This window comes from Paenibacillus thailandensis, assembly GCF_042685365.1.
GTDB lineage: Bacteria > Bacillota > Bacilli > Paenibacillales > Paenibacillaceae > Paenibacillus_AP > Paenibacillus_AP thailandensis.
This window is the reverse complement of record NZ_JBHUMY010000033.1, coordinates 1-19,355: the sequence shown is the minus strand read 5'-3', so window position 1 is coordinate 19,355 and position 19,355 is coordinate 1. Positions and strand designations below refer to the sequence as shown.

Here is a 19,355-nt window from a genome sequence, read left to right as displayed (position 1 = left end):
CGGGTGACACGGAAACAACGCTACCCGGGAACGATACAGAAGCTCTGCGGCATTGCGATCGCCGCCGTTATAGCGACGGCGTTATCCAGCTGCGGCGGCGGCACAAGCGCTTCGGTCGGGCCGGTTCAGGAAGACGAGGCGGAAGTGCAGCGGTTGCTGGGCGAATTGACGGCGGCCAGCAACGACTTCGAGCCGTATTTCTCCGAGAAGCTGAAGGCTTGGACGGAACAAGGCGCGAAGCCGGCGTCTCGGACGATTACCGTACCCGGAACGGACGTGGCGGGCCATTCGGAGCAATCGCTTCACCGCGCGGGCCGTTATGCGGGCAAGGATAACGTTCTGATCTGGGACAATTCGTCGACGAATTGGATCGAATACGAGGTGGAGATCGGGGAAGCGGGGTTATACCAAATCGACTTAAGCTACCATGCTTACGATTCCTCTAACGGAAACGCCAAAAATTACCGCCCGGCGGTTTTTGCCGTCACCGTAGACGGCGAGTTCCCGTTCATGGAAGCGAGATCGATCGGCTTCCCGAGGCTATTCCGGGACGCGATGCCGATCCGGAAGGATGAATATGGAGACGATATCCGTCCCCGGCCGGAAGAAATCGACGCGTGGATCGATCGGCCCTTCCGAGACAATTCCGGCTCATATGCCGCGCCGCTGCAATGGTATCTGGACGAAGGCAAGCATACGATCCGCCTTCAAACGCACGGCTCCATCGTCATCGACAAGCTCGTATTGGGACCTCCCCAATCGGCTCCGGACTATGAGCCCGTCTCGGGAACGGATGAACGTTCCGCCGGAAAGACGGCCGGAGAAGCCATCGTGGTCGAGGCCGAAATGATGCACGAGAAGAACGACGTCTCGCTGCAGATGGATGTCGATCAAGACGCGATGACGACGCCTAAAGCGGGAGGAAGGCAAATTTTCAACGCGGTGGGCGGCAACCGCTGGGAAACCGGAGGAGAAGCCATCACGTGGAAGTTCTCCGTGCCGGAGGACGGATACTACAAGATCGGAGCGCGCGTCTTCCAAGGTTATCAGCTCAATAAGCGAGTATTCCGGACGATTTACATCGACGGCCAAGTGCCGTTCCAGCCATTTTACGAGTATCCGTTTGAATACGCCTCCTCTTGGCAAGGCACCGTCCTTCGGGACGGCAACAGGGAGCCTTATCGCATGTACCTGACGAAGGGCGAGCACACGATAACGATGGAAGTGACGATTGCGCCTTTTGCCGACGTTTTAAACGATTTGAACGATGCGATTTTAATCTTTTCGGGCGTATCCCAAGATCTTTACAAGCTGGTTGGAACGGAAGAGGACCAGAACCGGACTTGGGACGTCGAGAACAACTTCCCGGAAATTCCGAAGAAGCTGAAGGTCGTTCTTAGCCTGTTGAAACGGATGGAGCAGAACCTGCTCGGCATTAACGGAGGGGACGACAACAATTCCCAGACGATTAGCGGAGCAATCCGCGATATCGAGGATATTCTCGAATATGCGAACGACATTCCGTATAAGCGAAAAAGCATCTCGACGGTTCAGCAAAGATTGGCTTCGATCCAGCAGCCGTTAATGCAAGCGCCGCTGATGATCGACAAATTGTACATCGTGCCGGCGGACGGGGATTTTCCGAAAATGGAAGCGGGGTTCGCGGAAAGCGTAGCGAACAATGTCAAGCAGTTTTTCTTTTCGTTTGACGAAAGGGCGCGTCTAAGCGGGGACGACGAGGAAGTCGTGAACGTGTGGATGAATTACGGGCGCGACTACGTCAACGTCCTGCAGGATTTGGCGGATCAATATTTTACGCCGGAAACGGGCATTAAGGTGCGGGTCGACCTATTGCCGAACGAAGACTTGATCGTAATGGCGAATGCCGCAGGGAAGGCGCCGGACGTCGCCATCGGCCTGACGGAAGGGAGACCGATCGAGCTCGCGATTCGCGGCGCGGCGCTGGAGCTTAACCAATTCGAGGATTTCGCCCGGCTGTCGGAGCAATATGCGCCGGGGGCGATCGTGCCGTATTATTTCGACGGGAATTATTACGCCCTGCCGGAATCGCAGAAGTTCAACATTTTGTTCTACCGGAAAGACATTATGGACCGTTTAGGCTTAAAGGTTCCCCAGACGTGGGATGAAGTGATGGACATTTTGCCGACGCTTCAGCAGAACGGCTACGATTTCAATATTCCGCAAGATTATTTGACGTTCTTCTTCCAGAACGGGGCGGAATTTTACACGAAGGACGGCCTCGCCACCGGACTGGATAGCCCCGAAGGCTTCCAAGCCTTCAAGCAATATACCGACTTTTATTCGGTGTACGGGATCGAACGGCAAATTACGAGCTTCTACCAACATTTCCGCGACGGAGACATGCCGATCGGCATCGGGGATTTCAATATGTATTTGCAGCTCGCGGTCGCCGCGCCGGAAATTAACGGCTGGTGGGGGATCGCGCCGCTGCCGGGGCTGCAACGCGAGGACGGGACGATCCAGCGCTGGTCGGGCGGGGGACAGCAAGCGTCGATGATTTTCGAGAAATCGAAAAACAAGGAAGAAGCTTGGCAATTTATGAAATGGTGGCTGTCCGCGGAAACGCAGGAAAGGTTCGGTTCCGACCTGGAAGGGTTCTACGGCATCACGTTCCGCTGGAATACCGCCAACGTCGAGGCATTCAGCCATTTGCCGTGGACGCCGGAAGAGCTGAACGTCTATCTCGAGCAATGGCGCTGGTACAAGGATATGGCGAACGTGCCGGGCTCCTATTTCATACCGCGCGAGATCAATAACGCATGGAACCGTACGGTGCTCGACGGGCAAAATTACCGCGCCGCTTTGGAGGAAGCCGTCTTGAACATTAACCGCGAAATCAGGCGTAAAGCGATCGAATTCGAATATATCGACAAAGCCGGCAATGTGCTGAAAACCTACGATCCGCCGGTCATCGATAAGCCGTGGGAAGGAGCGAGTAAATATGTCCGATGAATTGCAGCTTTCCCATAAACCGGAGGTCAGACCTTTGGCGCTAACGGGCGGAAAGCTCCGGCTGCTGCTGACCGGAATATGGCAATACCGACTTAGTTATTTGTTTATCGCCCCGTTCCTGACGGCCTTTATACTTTTCATCCTGATTCCGGTGCTGGCGGCGTTCGGCTTAAGCTTTACGTATTTCAACACGATCGAAACGCCGCGGTTCTCGGGATGGGACAATTATCAATATTTGTTCTCGCAGGACATTCTCTTCCTAAAATACGCGTTGCCGAACACGTTGACGTTTGCCTTAATCGTCGGACCGGGCGGATATATCGCCGCGTTTGTTCTCGCGTGGCTGATCGCGCAAATTCCCGATCGCTGGAGGCTCCTGTTCGTTCTGGCCTTTTACGCGCCTTCGCTGACCGGCGGCGTCGTCATGAACATCATTTGGCAGCCGATGCTGTCCGGCGACCGGATCGGCTACTTGAACAGCGTGTTATTAAAGCTCGGCTGGATCGACGAACCCCAGCTGTGGGTAACGGACCCCGCGTATTTGATGGGCTCCATGGTCGTCGTGACGATGTGGTCGAGCATGGGCGTCGGGTTTCTGGCGATGCTGGCGGGCATTTTGAACGTGGATAAGCAGCTGTACGAAGCGGCCAGAATCGACGGTGTCAAAAGCCGGCTTCAAGAAATCTGGTATATCACGATTCCGTATATGAAGCCACAGATGCTGTTCGCTTCCGTCATGGCGATCGTCGGCGCGTTCAAGGCCGGCGATATCGGCGAGCAGCTGTCCGGCATGAAGCCGACGCCGGAATACGCCGGCCATACGATCCAAAGCCATATTTCGGATTACGGCTTAATCCGTTACGAGATGGGCTACGCCGCCGCGTTATCCGTCATGCTGCTGCTCATGATCTATTTCTTCAACCGGCTCAGCTGGCGGCTATTCGGAACGAAGGGGGACGACCAATGAAGGCGCTCGCAACGCGGCTTAGATGGAGAAGAAAGTCGAGGCTGTTTCGCATGGACCGGACGCAAATCGTATTGACGATTCTGCTCGCCGCCGGCGGTTATTTCATGCTTATGCCATTAATTTATATCTTCAATCATTCGCTGAAGCCCTATTCCGAGCTGTTTCTGTTCCCGCCGAAAATATTCGTCCAGGAGCCGACTTTATCCAATTTCACGGAATTTTTTGTCGTCATCCAGGATTCGACCGTGCCGGTGACGAGATATTTGTTCAACAGCGTCGTCGTCACCGGCCTCGGGACGTTGTGCGTGGTCGTCATCAGCGCATTATGCGCCTATCCGCTTGCCAAGCATAAATTTCCCGGCCATAATCTCGTTTTTGCCGGTATCCTACTATCGCTAATGTTCGTTCCGGAGGCGATGCAAATTCCGAGATACGTGGTCGTGGCGAATTTGGGCATTATGGACACGTATTGGGGCCATATTTTGCCGCATGTCGCGGCTCCGGTCAACGTGTTTCTGATCAAGCAGTTCATGGATCAAGTTCCGAACGAGCTGCTGGAAGCGGGCAAGCTGGACGGCGCGAGGGAGTGGACGATTTTCAGCCGGATCGTCATTCCAATCTGCATGCCGGCCATTGCGACGACGGCCATTCTTTCGTTTCAATCGATATGGAACGATGCTTCGACATCGGTATTGTTCATGCAGAACGACGCCATGAAGACGTTTCCGTATTTCCTGAGCACCATCACGAACAATCTCGCCAACCAAGTGGCCCGCCAAGGGGCGGCGGCCGCGGCCGGTCTGGTCACGTTTTTGCCGACGCTCATATTTTTCTTGGCGTTCCAGCGCAAGGTGATCTCGACCATGGCGCATTCGGGCATTAAGTAGCAGGATCGGAGGATTGGTAATGAAGCACTTAAGGTCGATCTTAACCATGCTGCTGTTCCTCGCGGTAACGGCCGTCGGCATGTCCGCCGCGCCTCGCCACACCTACGCGGACGTCATGTATAACACGTTTACGCGCGACGGGTTCGGAAAGCTGGTGTGGGGGATACAGCCTTCCTATACGCCGGAAAAAATTATCGGCCACGACCTGTTCGCGCCGGACCCGAACGACCCGAACAAGCTTGCCGCTTCGCCCATGAGGGGGCCGCAGGACGTATTCGTAGCGGGCAACGACGAGATTTACGTCGCGGACACGGGTAATAACCGGATCGTGCATTTTGCCGCGGACGGAGCGTTCATTCGTTTCATCGCGCCGGAGGACGATCCGCTGAGCAATCCGCAGGGCGTATTCGTAACCGAGGACGGGCATATTTATGTCGCGGACACGGGAAACAAAAGAATCGTCAAGCTGGACCCGGAAGGACGTTTGCTGCAAACGTTCGGCGTGCCCGATTCCAGATATATTCCTTCCGACTTGAAATTCGATCCGATCAAGCTGGTCGTCGATAAACGCGGATATATTTACGTGGTGACGCTGGGCGGTTACTACGGCGCCATTCAATTGGACGCGAACGGGCAGTTTGCTAAATTTTACGGCATGAACGCAGCCCCTTTCTCGGCGATCGACGCGATCAAAAAAGCTTTATATACGAGAGAAATGTACGAGAACGAGCTTAGCAAGCTGCCGCCGCCGATCAACAATATCGCGGTCGACGCGAACGGTTTCGTGTATACGGTGACGAGCGGGGAAGGAGTATCGAGCGATCAAATTAAAAAGCTGAATTTCGAGGGGCAAAATATTTTGTCGAAGTACAATTCGCTCGGGCAGCAGAACAGCTCGTTCGGCGAATACACGTCCAGAGATTTCAGCGCCAGCAAAGGCTTGCCCGTAAACCTGGTCGACGTAGCCGTGGACTATCAAGGCAATTTCGTCGTGATCGACAAACAGTATAAATACGTAAGCCAATACGACGCGAACGGGGAGCTTCTGTTTTTCTGGGGTGGCCAATCCGCGAGCAGCATTACGCAGCTCGGACTCGTCAAAAGCCCGGTCTCGATCGCGATCAATTCCAAGCAGGATCTTTTCATTCTGGACGATCAGGAAGGCGTGCTGCAAAAGTTTCGGTTATCGGAGTTCGGCGCTTTAGTTTACGAAGCGAACGGATTGACGCTGCAAGGCAAATACTTGGAGAGCGAGCGGTCGTGGGAGGAAGTGATCAAGCTAAACGCGTTTTATACGCCCGCGTTGCGGGGGCTGGCCAAAGCCGCTTATAAAAAAGGCGATTATGAAAAAGCAGCGGAGCTGTACCATCAAAGCGGCAACGAAATCGGATATTCGGAGTCGTTCTGGCAAATTCGGCTGCTCTGGATGCAAAAAAATTTCTCCGCGCTCGCTACCGGTCTGGTCGTCGCCGCGGTTGCCTTGATCGCGCTCAAAAAAGGATGGCGGTTGGTCCGTAAACGATTGAACGTTCAGCCCCGGAAGCGAAAATCCAGCCCATACGCGGAGCAATTAAAGCATGCCTTCTATGTATTGAAGCATCCGCTCGACGGGTTGAGCGCTTTGCGGTTCGAGTATAAAGGCAGCGTTCGGAGCGCGCTCACGATCTATTTTGCCGGTTATTTGGCCATCGTCGTAACGGTGTTGTACACGAGCTTCTCCTTTAACAAAATCAATTTGAGAGAAATCAATATTTACATGATTTTGCTGCAGTACATCGTTGCGATCGGAGCTTGGGTCGTCTGCAATTATTTGATCAGCTCCATTTACCGGGGGGAAGGACGATTCCGCGATACGTTTATCGGTTCGGCTTATGCCTTGGTGCCGCTCATCGTGATCGGCGTCCCGCTCGCTCTTTTATCGAACGTCATGACGTTGTCCGAAGCGCCGATTTTCTATTATATCCGGCTGGCGATGTACGTATGGATCGCGGCGCTGTTTTTTTGGAAAGTGCAGTCGCTGCAAAATTACAGCGTAGGCGAAACCGCGATCAATATTTTTTTAACGGTTTTCGCGATCGCGGTGTTGGCCGTATTGGCGTTGATTATGGTCGGGCTGACCAATGAGCTTCGAATATTCCTTTATGAAGTGTACCAGGAGGTGACCTTGCGATGAATTGGATATGGCGGCATAAGAAAGCGGCCGTTTATGCTTTGGTGGCATTCGGAATTCTCCTCCTGGTCAGCCAGGCCAAAATTACGTTCAAGCAGGACAGCGCCTATGCGGAGATGCCGTCCGGGCAGGAGCGACAGGGCGGCAGCAAATCGAAGGCTTTGCCGGACGAATCGAATTTCAAGCTCATCCAAGAAAACGATACGCTTCGGTTAAAGTTCGACGAGAGTTCCGGACATTTTATCGTAGAGGATAAGCGAAGCGGGAACGTATGGCGTTCTTATCCGAATCCGGACGATTGGGACAATCCCGGAATCGCCGGAAGCTGGATCGAGCATATGCAGTCGCCCGTCATGCTTCAGCATATCGATTTTTATAACCCAAACGCGAAGCCCAAAGAAACCAATTTCGCCAAAGAACAAGGAACCGTTGTCAAGGCGGCTCCCACCGAAAACGGGATCGAATTCGTGCTGGAGCTGCCGACGCTTGGCTTTCAAATTCCGGTCCGGTTAAGCTTGCACGACGACTATGTCGAAACCGCGATCATCGACGAAGGCATTCAGGAAACCGGGACGGAAAGCCTGCTATGGCTCAGACTGTATCCGTTCTTCTCGGCCGAGCAATCAGGGAACGAGGAAGGATATTTATTTATTCCGGACGGCTCCGGGGCTCTTATCTCCTTTCAGAAGCAGGAATCCGCCATCAAGCAGCTTTATCAGGAACGGATATACGGTTCGGATGCTTCTTTCATCAACAATCCGTCAAGCCGGTACAACATTTCCATGCCGGTATACGGGATGAAAATCGGGAAGAAGGCTTTCCTGGCGGTTGTCTCCGGAGGGGCCGGGTATAGCGATATCGTCGCTTCGCCGGCCGGCGTATACGGCAATTACAACTGGATCGGCACGCAGCAGCATTACCGGATGAAGTTTATGCAGATTACGAACCGCGCCAAAAACAACGGGTTCGAGACGTATACGAAGGACAGCCGGTTCGGAGACGACCGGGTGACGCGCTATTATTTTCTGAACGAGGATGCGGCCGATTACGTCGGGATGGCTTCGCGTTACCGCCAATATTTGATGCAGGAACAGGGACTGAAGCGTATTTCTCCGCGCGACTCGAATATTCCGTTGTTCTTGTCCATTCTGGGCGCTGACCGGCATAACGGCGTGCTGACGGACCGGTACGTGAAAGCGACGACGTTCCCGGAAGCGATGCAGATGGTTCAAGAGCTGTACGGGCTCGGCATTATGAACATGGATATCACCTTGTACGGCTGGCAAGAGAACGGCTATAGCTCGCTTGGCGGCTATCTTCCCGTCGACCGGAGAATCGGAGGCGAAAGCGGCTTGAAAAACTTTATCGAGTTTGCCCATTCGCTTGAAATTCCGGTATCGCTTGAAGTCAATTACGAGTTGAATAATTCGGGCATGAACGGCTTCGTCGGACGGTATCACGGCGTAAGGGATTTGGCCGGCTCTCTGATGAGCTTTACAGCCAACAGCGGGGACCAGATTACGGCCGCCAGCCGGAAGTTTATCGAGAAAGCGGTGCGGGACGATATGGTCCGGTTCAAGAAGCTGGGCATCGACGGATTGCTGATGGAAGGAATCGGACGGTACGTCAATACCGATTACAACACGAAATACGGCGGAACGCGTTCCGAAGTCGTTCAATCCGATTTGAACATTCTCGGCGAGGTCAAAGAGGCGGTAGGCTCTGTCCGGGTCAACAACGCCGGCTTCTACGCGATAGGCCGATCGGATCACGTCGACCGGCTGATCGACGATCATTCCTACGATTTGTTCTCCACGGGACCGATACCGTTTGCGCAAATTGCGCTTCACGGCTTGAAAACGTATACGTCATTGCCGGAAAACGCCAGGAGCCAATACCAAATCGAATTTTTGCGCGATATCGAATACGGCTCGTACCCGTCCTTTGATTTTACGATGGCCGAAACGTCGGAATTAACGGGCGCCTATTGGTATACGCCAAGAAGCTCGGCCTTTGACGATTGGAAGATGGAGGCCGTCGAACAATACCAACAATACAACGAAATATTCGGCGAGCTGCAGGATCAGTTTATCGTCGGCCACCGCCGGCTGGACGCGGGCGTATACGAAACCGTCTATGAAAACGGCACGAAGGTGTACGTGAATTATAACCGGGAAGATTACGACCGGGACGGAATCCGCGTGAGCGCGATGGATTATGCGGTGGCGAAAGGGGGGAGGGACCGTTGATCAAGACGAGAAAGCTGAAAGCGTCGACCTTGCGCAATATCGAAGGCACGATCTTTCTTTTGCCGTGGCTGTTCGGGCTGTTGGTATTTATGGCGTTCCCGATTGGGTTTTCGTTCTACATGAGCTTCAATCAAGTGAAGATCGTGCCGGAAGGATTGGATATTCAATATAAAGGCCTTTCCTATTACAAGCTCATCTTGTTCGAGCAGGGAAGCATTTTATATAACGATCTGATTCCGTTTTTGCGGCAGGCGCTGTTCATGATCCCGATAATCGTCATCTTCGCCCTGCTGGTGGCGATTATGCTCAACTACAAATTTCCGGGCCGGATGATGTTTCGAACCGTTTTTTTCCTTCCGGTCATCTTCTCCAGCGGGCAAATCATTCAGGAGTTTTACGACCAGGGCGAAGGAACGCTTGGTTTTCTGGAGCAATACAATATCAGCTCGTACGTATCCATGGTGTTTCCGGGAGCGTGGGGAGCGACAATCTCCTCCGTATTGAATTCGTTCGTCTTGATTTTATGGTACTCGGGCGTTCAAATTTTGATTTTCCTGGCCGGCCGGCAGACGATCTCTTCATCCGTATACGAGGCGGCGCGTATCGACGGGGCGAGCCCTTGGGAATCGTTCTGGAAAATTACGCTGCCGGGCATGGTGCCGTTTATTTTTCTGAATACGATCTATACGCTGGTCGATTTGTTTACGTTTCCGAGAAACCCGATCATGCAAAGGGTGAACACGGAGGATTACGGGTTATCGAGCGCCCTCGTATGGATCTACTTCGCCATCGTATTGCTTTTCCTGGCCGTCATTATGCTGGCCTTCGCCAGAATAAGCAGATCCTATCAACAAACCAGATAACCTAAAGGAGGGAATGAGAGATGAACAGATGGATTACGCTTGCCCGAAGGGCCAAAGTGGATCAAGCCGCTTTTACGTCGGCCTTGCTGCGCACGAGGAACGTCATCTTCGGCATTGAGGTCGATAAGGGGCTGTTCTTTAAGTTCTTTCTGTACGTCCTGCTGATCGACACGGCTTTTATTTACATGAATCCGATCTTCAAGATGGTATCGACTATGCTGAAAAACGCCGAAGATCTGTCGAATCCGTCCGTCATATGGATTCCGAACGAAATATACCTCGGCGTTCTGCAGGATGCCTGGAGCAAGCTCCAATATTCGGAAAGCTTCTGGGTTAGCGCCGCGCTGTCGACGACCGTCGCTTTGCTGCAGACCGTTTCCTGCGCGATAGCCGGTTACGCCTTCGCCAGACTGCACATTCCGTTTAAAAACTTTTGGTTCTTTTGTTTGCTACTCTCCTTTATCGTGCCGCCGCAGGTTACGATACTGCCGAACATTATCGCCTCGAACCAGCTCGGCTTGATGCAGACGTATTGGCCGATCGTGCTGCCGGCCGTTTTCGGCCACGGCTTGAAAGGCGCTTTGTTCGTTATTATTTACCGGCAGTTTTTTATGTCCCAGCCCAAAGAATTGGAGGAGTCGGCCAGGATCGACGGCGCGAGCGTGTTCAAAATCTTTTTCAAAGTGATGTTTCCGCTTGCACGCCCGGCCATGGTTGTCGTGTTTTTGTTCGCCTTCGTCTGGACATGGAACGATTCCTATTTGCCGAGCATGTTTTTGTACAACAGCGACCTGAAGCCTCTTTCGCAGGGGATGTCGATCATCGCGGCCGATCTGACGGCGGAAGCGGAGCTTAGCGGGCCGAGCGTATTCCAGGATTCCATCAAAATGGCGACCGGCTTCCTTATGATCATGCCTTTATTGATCCTGTACATGTTTACGCAAAGATGGTTCGTGGAAAGCGTCGAACGGACGGGTCTCGTGGAATAAGCGGATGTTCCATCCATACGGTCAGTCGATATAATAGAGGAAAATTTAGTAAGGACAGGGGTTTGATTCCTATGCGAATTTTGCTCGTGGAGGATGAGACGGAAATTCGGGAAGTTCTGGCCGCCTATTTGCGCAAGGAGGGATGGGAGGTCGATATGACTCCTAACGGCTTTGAAGCTTTTCAAAAATACGATTATATGAAACACAACCTCATTATATTGGATTTGAAGCTGGAAGGGATGCCGGGCGAACAGGTATGCCAATTAATAAGAGAGAAATCGAACGTCCCCGTCATTATTCTGACCTCGAAGTCTTTGGAAAGCGATGTCGTGAGCGGTTTCGACATGGGGGCGGACGATTATGTCGTGAAGCCGTTCCGCGTCAAAGAGCTCGTCGCACGGGTGAAAGCGCTCATGCGGCGGACTTCGCAGGACGGGGGCAAAGCGGGGACGTTGTCTTTCAATAACGGAGCCTTGATCATCGATCCGGCTTCGGCCGCAGTGTTCGTCGACGGGAAGCGGGCGAGCTTGACGTCCACGGAGTTCAAGCTATTGTCGGTATTGACCAGCAAGCCGATGAAGCTGTTCAGCCGAAGCGACCTGCTCTATCAAGCGTTAGGCTACCGGTTTCAAGAGGAAGGCAACCGTTCCTTGGACGTTCATATTAAAAATTTGCGCAAAAAAATAGACAACAAGCATCCGCAATATATCCAAACGGTCATCGGCATGGGGTACCGATTCGGATACGAAGCGGATCCGAGTTAAGCGGGAAAAAGCGCATGATTGGGCTGGCGTTCCGGTTTCTCAACAGAATGTATGTCGTATTATTCGTGAGCTTTTCCTTGTTCTCTCTATTTTTTATCGTGCTGATTTCCATGGTTTATAACATTTATTGGGACGGTTTATTTAAAGATTATCACGTGCAGACAATTAAGTCCCATGCTTACAAGCTGCTGGACGATATGAGGGAACGCGGCATTCGGACCGGTCCGCTGACGGTCGAAGATGCGGAATGGCTGGAGCGAAGAACACGGCTGTACGGCTTATTGGTCGAATTTACGGATGGATCGGGTACGGGCGTATGGTACAACTCGATTGACCGTACCGGCAGCGAGTCGACGATGATCGAGGAAGTTCCGTATATCGTGGGCGGCGAACCGGCAGGCCGTCTGCGGGTTGCGTTTCTGGAAGCGTCGAAGGAACTGAATCCGGCGATGGTCAATTTCCGCGAAACGCTTGAGACCCGCTCCAAATATTTATTCGGAATCATTCTGATTCTATCCGTTGCCATCAGTTTCTGCCTGGCGTTCATGCTGACCAAGCAATTAAAACGATTGGACCAATACGCGCAAAGCATCCGCCAGGGGAAGTGGGTTAAGCATATTCCGAAGAAAGGCACCGAGGAGATCCGCTGCTTGGCGCTGACGTTAAGCGAGTTGTCCGCGGAATTGCAAAAGCAGGAAGAATGGCGCAAAAACTTGATGGAGGATATTACCCATGAGCTGCGAACGCCGATTACCTCGATCATGACGAAGCTCGAAGCGATTATTGACGGCGTATACGAAGCGGATCAGAAGCATCTGGACAAAATGTACGAGGAATTGGAGCGGCTGTCGAGGCTGGTAAGCGATTTGCAAAGGCTCTCCGAGGCCAAAGGCGCACAATTCGCCATGAACAAGAAGTGCACCGACATGACGAAGCTGGCCAAGCAAGTGTACGTCAATTATCATCCGCTCGCCTTGAAAGCCGGCATACGGATGAGCTTCGAGCCCGCCCATACGCCTGCATATGCCAACGCCGATTTCGACAAAATGTATCAGGTCATCGCCAATATCGTCTCGAACGCCATTAAATATACGTCTCCCGGCGGGAAGGTTAGCCTTAAAGTGAAATGGACGAAATCGCATATCCTGATTTTATGCCAAGACGACGGCATCGGAATCGGAGAAGAAGATTTGCCGTACATCTTCAACCGGTTATACCGCGCGGATAAATCAAGGTCCCGGTTTACTGGCGGAGTAGGCTTGGGACTAAGCATTGCGAAGGCGTTGATCGAAGCCCATGAAGGCTTCATCGAAGTGGAAAGCAGGCTGGGGGAAGGCTCGACGTTCGTCGTTGTCGTTCCTAACTTTACTCAGGCGAATTAAGAACAAAAAAGGAAAAGAATAAAGCGGATTCGAACAAACGCAAGCATAGAACTGCTCGTAATTTGCGGATACGATAAAGATGTAAGCGCTAGCATGAAATCTTTTTTTATAGTCTTTTATCCATTAGAGATGGGGAGGCATTGAAACGTGAAAAAGGGTTTGGTCATCTTGCCCGCAATCGTCTTCGTATTCGCATTGGCCTTGTCGGCTTGTTCGGGCGGCGGCAGCGGCACCCCCCCGGCCGAAAGTGCAGCGCCGAGCAGCAGCGCCGGAGGCAACACGGGAGAGGGGAACGGGAATGAAGGGAACGCCGGAACGGAGACCGCTTCGGAGTACGATATTCCGGACGGAACGACGATTACGATCGTCAACGGCGGAGGAAGCAGCGTCGAACAGCAAATGGCCATGTACGGGGACTTGTTGGTCGAGAAATTCCCTAACGTGAACTTCGTGTTCAAAGGAACGACCAGCGAATTGAAGATCGACAAGATGATTCTCGGCGGCGAAAAGTTCGATATTTATCTTCGTTCCGTCGGTTACTTCTTTCAAGAGGTTCCGGACAACGGATTTGAGTACGATATGACGGAACTCATGAGCAAGCATCAAGTGGACCTCAGCGGTATCGACCCTGTCCTTATGAAATCGATGACGGATAACGCCGGGGGCAAATTATGGGGCGTCCCGGTCCTTAACTCTACGATCGTGATGTACTACAACAAAGATCTGTTCGATAACTTCGGCGTCGATTACCCGACGGACGGTATGACGTGGGATCAGGTGTTTGAAATCGCCAAAAGCTTCAATCAAACGAAAGACGGCGTGAACTACGTAGGACTGGCGGTGTCCGACCATCATATGACGAAGCTGAACAACTTCGGCCTCTCGTACGTGGATTCGGCAACGAATCTATCCACTTACGACGACGAGCGCTGGAAAGCGATCGCGGAAATTTTCCGCAAACCTGCGGAGGATCCGGGCTATCGGGATTTTATGGCGAAATACGAAAACAAAATCGCGGATTCGAAAGTGTTTTATGAAGGAAGAGCCGCTATGTTTGCGGCTTTGGTGCACCATACCGGCAACGAAAATTTCGAACGCGCCGATTTCAACTGGGATATGGTGTCCATTCCGACCTTTAAAGAAAACCCGGGGATCGGCGGTCAGGCCTATCCGGAGTATGCGGCGGTCGCGTCGTTCTCCGAAAACAAGGACGCGGCGGTCAATGTCATCAAGTATATGATTTCCGAAGAATTCCAAATGAAATACGCCAAGAAAGGGATCATGCCCGTCTTGACGAGCAAGGACGTGCAGGCCGCGTACGGCTCCGAATCTTACAAGGATAAAAACAATTTGGCCGTGTTCTACAATCCGTTCGCGCCGGTAATGGTCAAGACGAAGTTCGACGGCGACGTGGAACGCGCGTTTACGGGCCAGAAAAACGATCTGGCCTTGGGCAAGATCGACGTGAATACGATGCTGCGCACGGCGAAGGAAGAAGCGGACAAAAAAATCGCCGAAAAGAACGGCAACTGAACTAAAAAACAAAGGAGGAATACCGTTGAAAAAGAAATTTAATTTGGCCGTCGCGCTTGTCCTGCTGTTTGCGTCGCTGTTGTCGGCATGCTCGGGCGGCACCGGCGGCAGTACTCCTCCGGCCGAGAGCAGCTCTGCTCCAAGCGCCGGCGCCGGTTCAAACGAAGGCGAACAGCAAGCGGGAGGCGAAGCTTCCGCATACGAGATTCCGGAAGGAACGACGATTACGCTTGTCAATGGCGGCGGCACCTCGGTAGAGAAGCAGATGGAAATGTACGGCAATGCGTTGAAAAAGAAATTTCCGCAGGTCAATTTCGACATCAGAGCCAGCACAAAGGAACTGAATATCGACAAAATGATTTTAAACGGGGATAAATTCGATATTTTTGTCCGCTCTATCGGCTCCATTTTCTATGAGATGCCCAAACACAATATTCAGTACGATATGACGGAGCTGATGAAGCGGCATAATGTCGATCTCGGCGGAATCGATCCCGTGCTTGTCGACTCGATGACGACGAATGCCGGCGGACAGATGTGGGGAATTCCGTTCCTTAACTCCACGCTGGTTCTTTATTACAACAAAGATATGTTCGACGCTTTCGGCGTCGAGTATCCGAAGGACGGCATGACCTGGGACGAAGTTTACGAGACGGCGAAGCAGTTTAACCAAACGAAAGACGGCGTGCAATATATCGGCCTGGAATATTCCAACCATCACATTGTGAAGTTGAATAACCTCGGTTTGTCTTATGTGAATCCGGACACGAATTTGTCCACTTACGACGATGAACGGTGGAAAACGGTGCTGGACGTCTTTTATAAGCCGACGCAGGATCCGGGTTATCAAACCTTCATGGCGCAAAACGAAAACAAGATGGCAAGCGGCCAGTTTTACGAAGGAAGAGCGGCGATGGTCGTAACGCTTGTGCATCATGCCGGCAGCGAGGATTTCGAGAAATTCGATTTCGATTGGGATATGGTTGCCGCCCCGACATTTACGGAAAATCCGGGCGTTGGTGGCCAGGCTTATCCGGAATATGCGGCTATACCGGCGTTCTCCGAAAATAAAGACGCGGCGATGGAAGTCATCAAGTATTTAATTTCCGACGGGTTCCAGCTGGAATTTTCCAAGAACGGGAATATGCCGGTCTCGTTGAACAAAGACGTCCAAGCGGCCTACGGTACCGCCAAATACGAAGGGAAAAACCAAACCGCGGTCTTTTACAACCAATTTGCGCCGGTTATGCGAAAGTCGCCTTACGACAACGACGTCGAGAAGAAATTAACCCAATATATTAACGATCTCGCATTAGGAAATATGAACGTCAACACGCTGCTGCAAAAAGCGAAAGAGGAAGCGGATAAAGTCATTGCGGAGAAAAGCGGACAATAAAACGCCGAAGAAAAGATCGAGGGGTGCCTTATTCGGCCCCCTTTCGTTTTTTCTAATGGCTGAAGGGGAATGCAAAAGGGATGTTAAAGCTAGCTCCATTGCGGGTGGAGAACCCTCATTCTCATGATTATCGAAACGCTCCGGTAAGCTCCGGTTTGCCGGTCCCGCCGGACTACGATTTGCGCGATACGAACCGGCTTCAATTGCTCGACGAGTTGGGGCGGCGGGTTCCGGCCCAGTTCCTGCCGCTGGCATGGTATGCGAATGCCGCATCGATCAAATGGGTGCTGGTCAGTTTTTTGGCCGACGTACCCGCGAATGCGGAGCGGCTATTTTCCCTGCAAATATCGGAAAGCAAGGACTCGGCACATCCGGTACAAAGCCTGATTGCCGAAGCGAGTGAGGCCGCCGGTACGGTAGATACCGGGGTTCTCCGCTTGTCCATCGGTAAGAACGAAGGCTTATTTCCAATGTCATGAAAGCGTCGGGCAGCTATGCGCCGTCCGGCTGCGAAAGCCCCTCCGGTTTTTCTTACGTGCTGCGCATCGAGGCATGGCGCGGAAAATCGGATTTGAAGCTGACCCATACGATCATCAATCAAGGAACGGATGCGGAAATGACGGACCTCGGCCTCGAATGGCGGGTGTCACACCCGGCCGGTTATTCGCTGGGCCATACGGAAGGCTTCGCAATGCCGTTCGCGACGGTTGACGGCGTCGTGCAAGGCGTCCTGTCGGAAAGCTTCGACGATTGCATCGTCGGATAGCTCCTAAAACCCGGCGGACGTCAAGCGTCTGGCCGGCATTTCTGGTGGATATCGTCAAGCATGCACGATTACGCGATAAGCGCAACCGTCAAAGAGTTTAACGAAAAATATCTTAAAAAGCCTGGAGGGAAGCCGCGACCTTCTGCGTATCGGTCTTTTTGCCCGGATTGTCGGAGGTTAAAGATTCTTTTCTCCCGGGCGGCCAAAGGCTGGACTATTATTCGTTCAAAGAAGGGGAAGCCAGAACGCACGAAATGCAGCTTGGCTTGCATGCGTCCGGCATCGGCGCGGCGCCATCGGCCAAACGGCGCTGCCGTTTCATGCGCCTTTGCTGGCGCTGGCGCCATGGGAATGGCATGCGGACAGCCAGGCGCTCGGCGATTTGGCGCCGCGTTCGGAACGGTATCCGGATTACGAGAAGGCGGTTGGCGGGTCGCTGGCGATTTATTTGGAGCGCAGAAACGCAAGACGGCTGTACGGCGACCGCAATTACGCGATGACGAATACGGGCGGGCCGGGACATGGAATAACGGGGAGTACGATTATACCCACGTCGGCATGCTTCATTTTTTCAGGGGAGCCGGGCGGGGCTGGTATGAGCGATTCGCGCGCCCGGGGTCCGCATTCCCGCTCTGCTCGACCGGTGCGGCATGACAAGTTGATTCGTATTGTTATTTTCGATTTTACCTTCGGTTTTGTTTCCGGTATTGCAGCGGCGTGACGGACGTTAATTTTTTGAACGTTTTATTGAAGTGCGCAATATGCTCGAAGCCGACCTGCTCCGAAATGAATTGGACGGAATCCCTGGTCCCGGCCAGCCGTTTTTGCGCTTCCCGGATTCGGACGACCTGCAGGTATTCACGGAAATGAAAGCCGGTCAGCTTCTTGAATATTCGGCTTAAGTACGAAGGACTGATATAAAATTGCTTGGATACCTGTTCAAGCGTAATGGGCTTGTTGAAATTGCGGTTCATATATAAGGCGATTTCCGAAATTTTATGATGCATCGGATGGGCGTATTTGCTCGGCGAATCCGCTTCGCCGGTCAGCCCCGCGCGGTAGACGAGCACCAGCAGTTCGATCAGCAGGGAACGGATGTAGGAAACGTAGTGCGGAGATTCCGATTTGGCTTCTTCGATCATTCTTTTTAAGATCCGCTCCATAACGGGCTGCTCTTTTAACGGGAGGCGGATCAGCCTGGAATCGTCTAACGGGAGCAAAGCGGCGATTTGCTTATCGCCCTCCTCCACGAAGCGGTGGGAGAAATTGAGCAAAATCCGTTCGAATTCCGGCACTTCGGCGGAGCTGGCCGTCGAATGCAGGTCGTCCGGGTTAATGAACATCATCTCGCCTTTTGAAACCGTATACACATTTCCGTTCATAAAATAAACCCGTTCGCCCTCAAGCAAATAATAGATTTCATAAAAATCGTGGGTGTGAGGGCGGCGCATGGCGCTAATTCCTTTGCGATACATGCGCTGAATGGAGAAATCCGTATCGCCGATTACGTATTTAGGCTCGATCCGATCCGTCATTCGTTTCTCCCTTCTTGTCTCGAGGACAAATAAAGCAAAGTTTACTATGAAATCAACAAAGATTCGTGAAGAACTTAGCATAACTATTATATACAATAAACACGTCGTCATAAAGATCGTTCTTCCGATAACGATACGGCTGCGACAACTACGAACAAGAAGGTGAAGCAATGGAACAAGATGCCCGCGTCCGGCAACGGCGGCTTAACGATCGCGCGAAATGGACGATGCCGGAGGTCCTGCTCCCGTCTATTCCCGACAGGTCCGTCAATATAAAAGAGTTCGGAGCGATCGGCGACGGCATGCACGATAATACGCAAGCCATCGACGATGCCATCCGGCACGTTTCCGCGCTTGGAGGAGGCAAAGTCGTCATTCCGGCGGGAGTATGGCTCACCGGTCCGATCGTTTTTCGGAACAAGATCGAACTATATACGGAACCCGGGGCGCTCGTATCGTTCAGCCGGGATTTCGACCGTTACCCGCTTATCCAATCTTACTACGAAGGACGCCAAACGGTAAGATGCAGGTCGCCCCTGGATGCCGAAGGGCTGGAGAATATCGCGATAACCGGACATGGCATATTCGACGGAGGCGGAGACGCATGGCGCCCGGTCAAAAAAGGCAAAACGACGGAACGCCAATGGGAGGAGCTCGTTCGGTCCGGCGGCGCAGTAGACGAGTCGGGCACGTATTGGTGTCCGTCCGAAGCGGCGCTGCACGCCAAGGAATTCGTCGAGCGGCTGCACGGGCAGGGCGTTCATGAACCGGAAGCTTATGCGCCGGTACGGGACTATTTAGGGCTTGCTGAATAATCAAAAAATCCTTATCTCACAAGGGTTTAGAGACACTTTTGTCGA

The 19,355-nt window shown here is 52.6% G+C and carries 16 protein-coding genes; 15 read left to right on the top strand and 1 reads right to left on the bottom strand.

Annotation, left to right across the window (positions count from 1 at the left end):
* The first annotated feature begins 3 nt into the window (after window positions 1-3).
* The 14 genes from ACFSW5_RS21775 to ACFSW5_RS21710 all read left to right on the top strand — a co-directional run bounded on the left by ACFSW5_RS21775 (window position 4) and on the right by ACFSW5_RS21710 (window position 17,681).
* Window positions 4-2,994 (top strand): extracellular solute-binding protein, encoded by a 2,991-nt coding sequence (locus tag ACFSW5_RS21775; protein ID WP_379277906.1) that lies wholly within the window; start codon window positions 4-6, stop codon window positions 2,992-2,994.
* A complete protein-coding gene (locus ACFSW5_RS21770; protein ID WP_379277904.1) occupies window positions 2,984-3,961 on the top strand; it encodes a carbohydrate ABC transporter permease in 978 nt (325 codons plus the stop codon). The genes ACFSW5_RS21775 and ACFSW5_RS21770 overlap by 11 nt, the downstream gene beginning before the upstream one ends.
* Entirely contained in the window at window positions 3,958-4,848 is an 891-nt protein-coding gene (locus tag ACFSW5_RS21765) for a carbohydrate ABC transporter permease (RefSeq protein WP_379277901.1), read from the top strand. The genes ACFSW5_RS21770 and ACFSW5_RS21765 overlap by 4 nt, the downstream gene beginning before the upstream one ends.
* Window positions 4,849-4,867: 19 nt before the next feature.
* Complete coding sequence (locus ACFSW5_RS21760) at window positions 4,868-7,021, top strand: SMP-30/gluconolactonase/LRE family protein (RefSeq protein WP_379277899.1); 2,154 nt, start codon at window positions 4,868-4,870, stop codon at window positions 7,019-7,021.
* Window positions 7,018-9,267 (top strand): DUF5696 domain-containing protein, encoded by a 2,250-nt coding sequence (locus tag ACFSW5_RS21755; protein ID WP_379277896.1) that lies wholly within the window; start codon window positions 7,018-7,020, stop codon window positions 9,265-9,267. The genes ACFSW5_RS21760 and ACFSW5_RS21755 overlap by 4 nt, the downstream gene beginning before the upstream one ends.
* Entirely contained in the window at window positions 9,264-10,130 is an 867-nt protein-coding gene (locus tag ACFSW5_RS21750; RefSeq protein WP_379277894.1) for a carbohydrate ABC transporter permease, read from the top strand. The genes ACFSW5_RS21755 and ACFSW5_RS21750 overlap by 4 nt, the downstream gene beginning before the upstream one ends.
* Before the next feature lie 20 nt (window positions 10,131-10,150).
* Window positions 10,151-11,119, top strand: coding sequence for a carbohydrate ABC transporter permease (locus tag ACFSW5_RS21745; protein ID WP_379277891.1), 969 nt, complete (start codon window positions 10,151-10,153; stop codon window positions 11,117-11,119).
* Window positions 11,120-11,190: 71 nt separating this feature from the next.
* The gene (locus tag ACFSW5_RS21740) at window positions 11,191-11,883 is read left to right on the top strand and encodes a response regulator transcription factor (protein ID WP_379277888.1); all 693 of its coding nucleotides are present in this window, start codon (window positions 11,191-11,193) and stop codon (window positions 11,881-11,883) included.
* A gap of 14 nt (window positions 11,884-11,897) precedes the next feature.
* Window positions 11,898-13,265, top strand: coding sequence for a HAMP domain-containing sensor histidine kinase (locus ACFSW5_RS21735; RefSeq protein WP_379277883.1), 1,368 nt, complete (start codon window positions 11,898-11,900; stop codon window positions 13,263-13,265).
* A gap of 147 nt (window positions 13,266-13,412) precedes the next feature.
* On the top strand, window positions 13,413-14,798 hold the full coding sequence (locus ACFSW5_RS21730) for an ABC transporter substrate-binding protein (protein ID WP_379277880.1): 1,386 nt from the start codon (window positions 13,413-13,415) through the stop codon (window positions 14,796-14,798).
* A 25-nt stretch (window positions 14,799-14,823) separates the two neighbouring features.
* On the top strand, window positions 14,824-16,194 hold the full coding sequence (locus tag ACFSW5_RS21725) for an ABC transporter substrate-binding protein (protein WP_379277878.1): 1,371 nt from the start codon (window positions 14,824-14,826) through the stop codon (window positions 16,192-16,194).
* 80 nt (window positions 16,195-16,274) lie between these two features.
* Entirely contained in the window at window positions 16,275-16,673 is a 399-nt protein-coding gene (locus tag ACFSW5_RS21720) for a hypothetical protein (protein WP_379277875.1), read from the top strand.
* Complete coding sequence (locus tag ACFSW5_RS21715; protein WP_379277873.1) at window positions 16,670-16,960, top strand: hypothetical protein; 291 nt, start codon at window positions 16,670-16,672, stop codon at window positions 16,958-16,960. Before ACFSW5_RS21720 ends, ACFSW5_RS21715 begins: the two co-directional genes overlap by 4 nt.
* A 328-nt stretch (window positions 16,961-17,288) precedes the next feature.
* A complete protein-coding gene (locus ACFSW5_RS21710; RefSeq protein WP_379277870.1) occupies window positions 17,289-17,681 on the top strand; it encodes a hypothetical protein in 393 nt (130 codons plus the stop codon).
* Here the strand turns inward: ACFSW5_RS21710 and ACFSW5_RS21705 are convergent.
* Window positions 17,644-18,495: an AraC family transcriptional regulator gene (locus ACFSW5_RS21705; protein WP_379277868.1), complete on the bottom strand. Its 852-nt coding sequence runs from the start codon at window positions 18,493-18,495 to the stop codon at window positions 17,644-17,646. The two genes, ACFSW5_RS21710 and ACFSW5_RS21705, sit on opposite strands and share 38 nt — an antisense overlap.
* A gap of 170 nt (window positions 18,496-18,665) precedes the next feature.
* Between ACFSW5_RS21705 and ACFSW5_RS21700 the strand changes: the two genes are divergently transcribed.
* Window positions 18,666-19,310, top strand: a complete 645-nt coding sequence (locus ACFSW5_RS21700; protein WP_379277866.1) for a glycosyl hydrolase family 28-related protein — start codon at window positions 18,666-18,668, stop codon at window positions 19,308-19,310.
* Window positions 19,311-19,355 lie beyond the last annotated feature (45 nt).

What these genes read in the sequence shown, in the direction of transcription:
- ACFSW5_RS21745 (WP_379277891.1), top strand. Translation starts at nt 10,151, where the DNA reads ATGAACAGATGGATTACGCTTGCCCGAAGGGCCAAAGTGGATCAAGCC.
- ACFSW5_RS21735 (WP_379277883.1), top strand. Translation starts at nt 11,898, where the DNA reads ATGATTGGGCTGGCGTTCCGGTTTCTCAACAGAATGTATGTCGTATTA.
- ACFSW5_RS21760 (WP_379277899.1), top strand. Translation starts at nt 4,868, where the DNA reads ATGAAGCACTTAAGGTCGATCTTAACCATGCTGCTGTTCCTCGCGGTA.
- ACFSW5_RS21720 (WP_379277875.1), top strand. Translation starts at nt 16,275, where the DNA reads ATGTTAAAGCTAGCTCCATTGCGGGTGGAGAACCCTCATTCTCATGAT.
- ACFSW5_RS21755 (WP_379277896.1), top strand. Translation starts at nt 7,018, where the DNA reads ATGAATTGGATATGGCGGCATAAGAAAGCGGCCGTTTATGCTTTGGTG.
- ACFSW5_RS21705 (WP_379277868.1), bottom strand. Translation starts at nt 18,495, where the DNA reads ATGACGGATCGGATCGAGCCTAAATACGTAATCGGCGATACGGATTTC.
- ACFSW5_RS21740 (WP_379277888.1), top strand. Translation starts at nt 11,191, where the DNA reads ATGCGAATTTTGCTCGTGGAGGATGAGACGGAAATTCGGGAAGTTCTG.
- ACFSW5_RS21715 (WP_379277873.1), top strand. Translation starts at nt 16,670, where the DNA reads ATGAAAGCGTCGGGCAGCTATGCGCCGTCCGGCTGCGAAAGCCCCTCC.
- ACFSW5_RS21770 (WP_379277904.1), top strand. Translation starts at nt 2,984, where the DNA reads ATGTCCGATGAATTGCAGCTTTCCCATAAACCGGAGGTCAGACCTTTG.
- ACFSW5_RS21765 (WP_379277901.1), top strand. Translation starts at nt 3,958, where the DNA reads ATGAAGGCGCTCGCAACGCGGCTTAGATGGAGAAGAAAGTCGAGGCTG.
- ACFSW5_RS21700 (WP_379277866.1), top strand. Translation starts at nt 18,666, where the DNA reads ATGGAACAAGATGCCCGCGTCCGGCAACGGCGGCTTAACGATCGCGCG.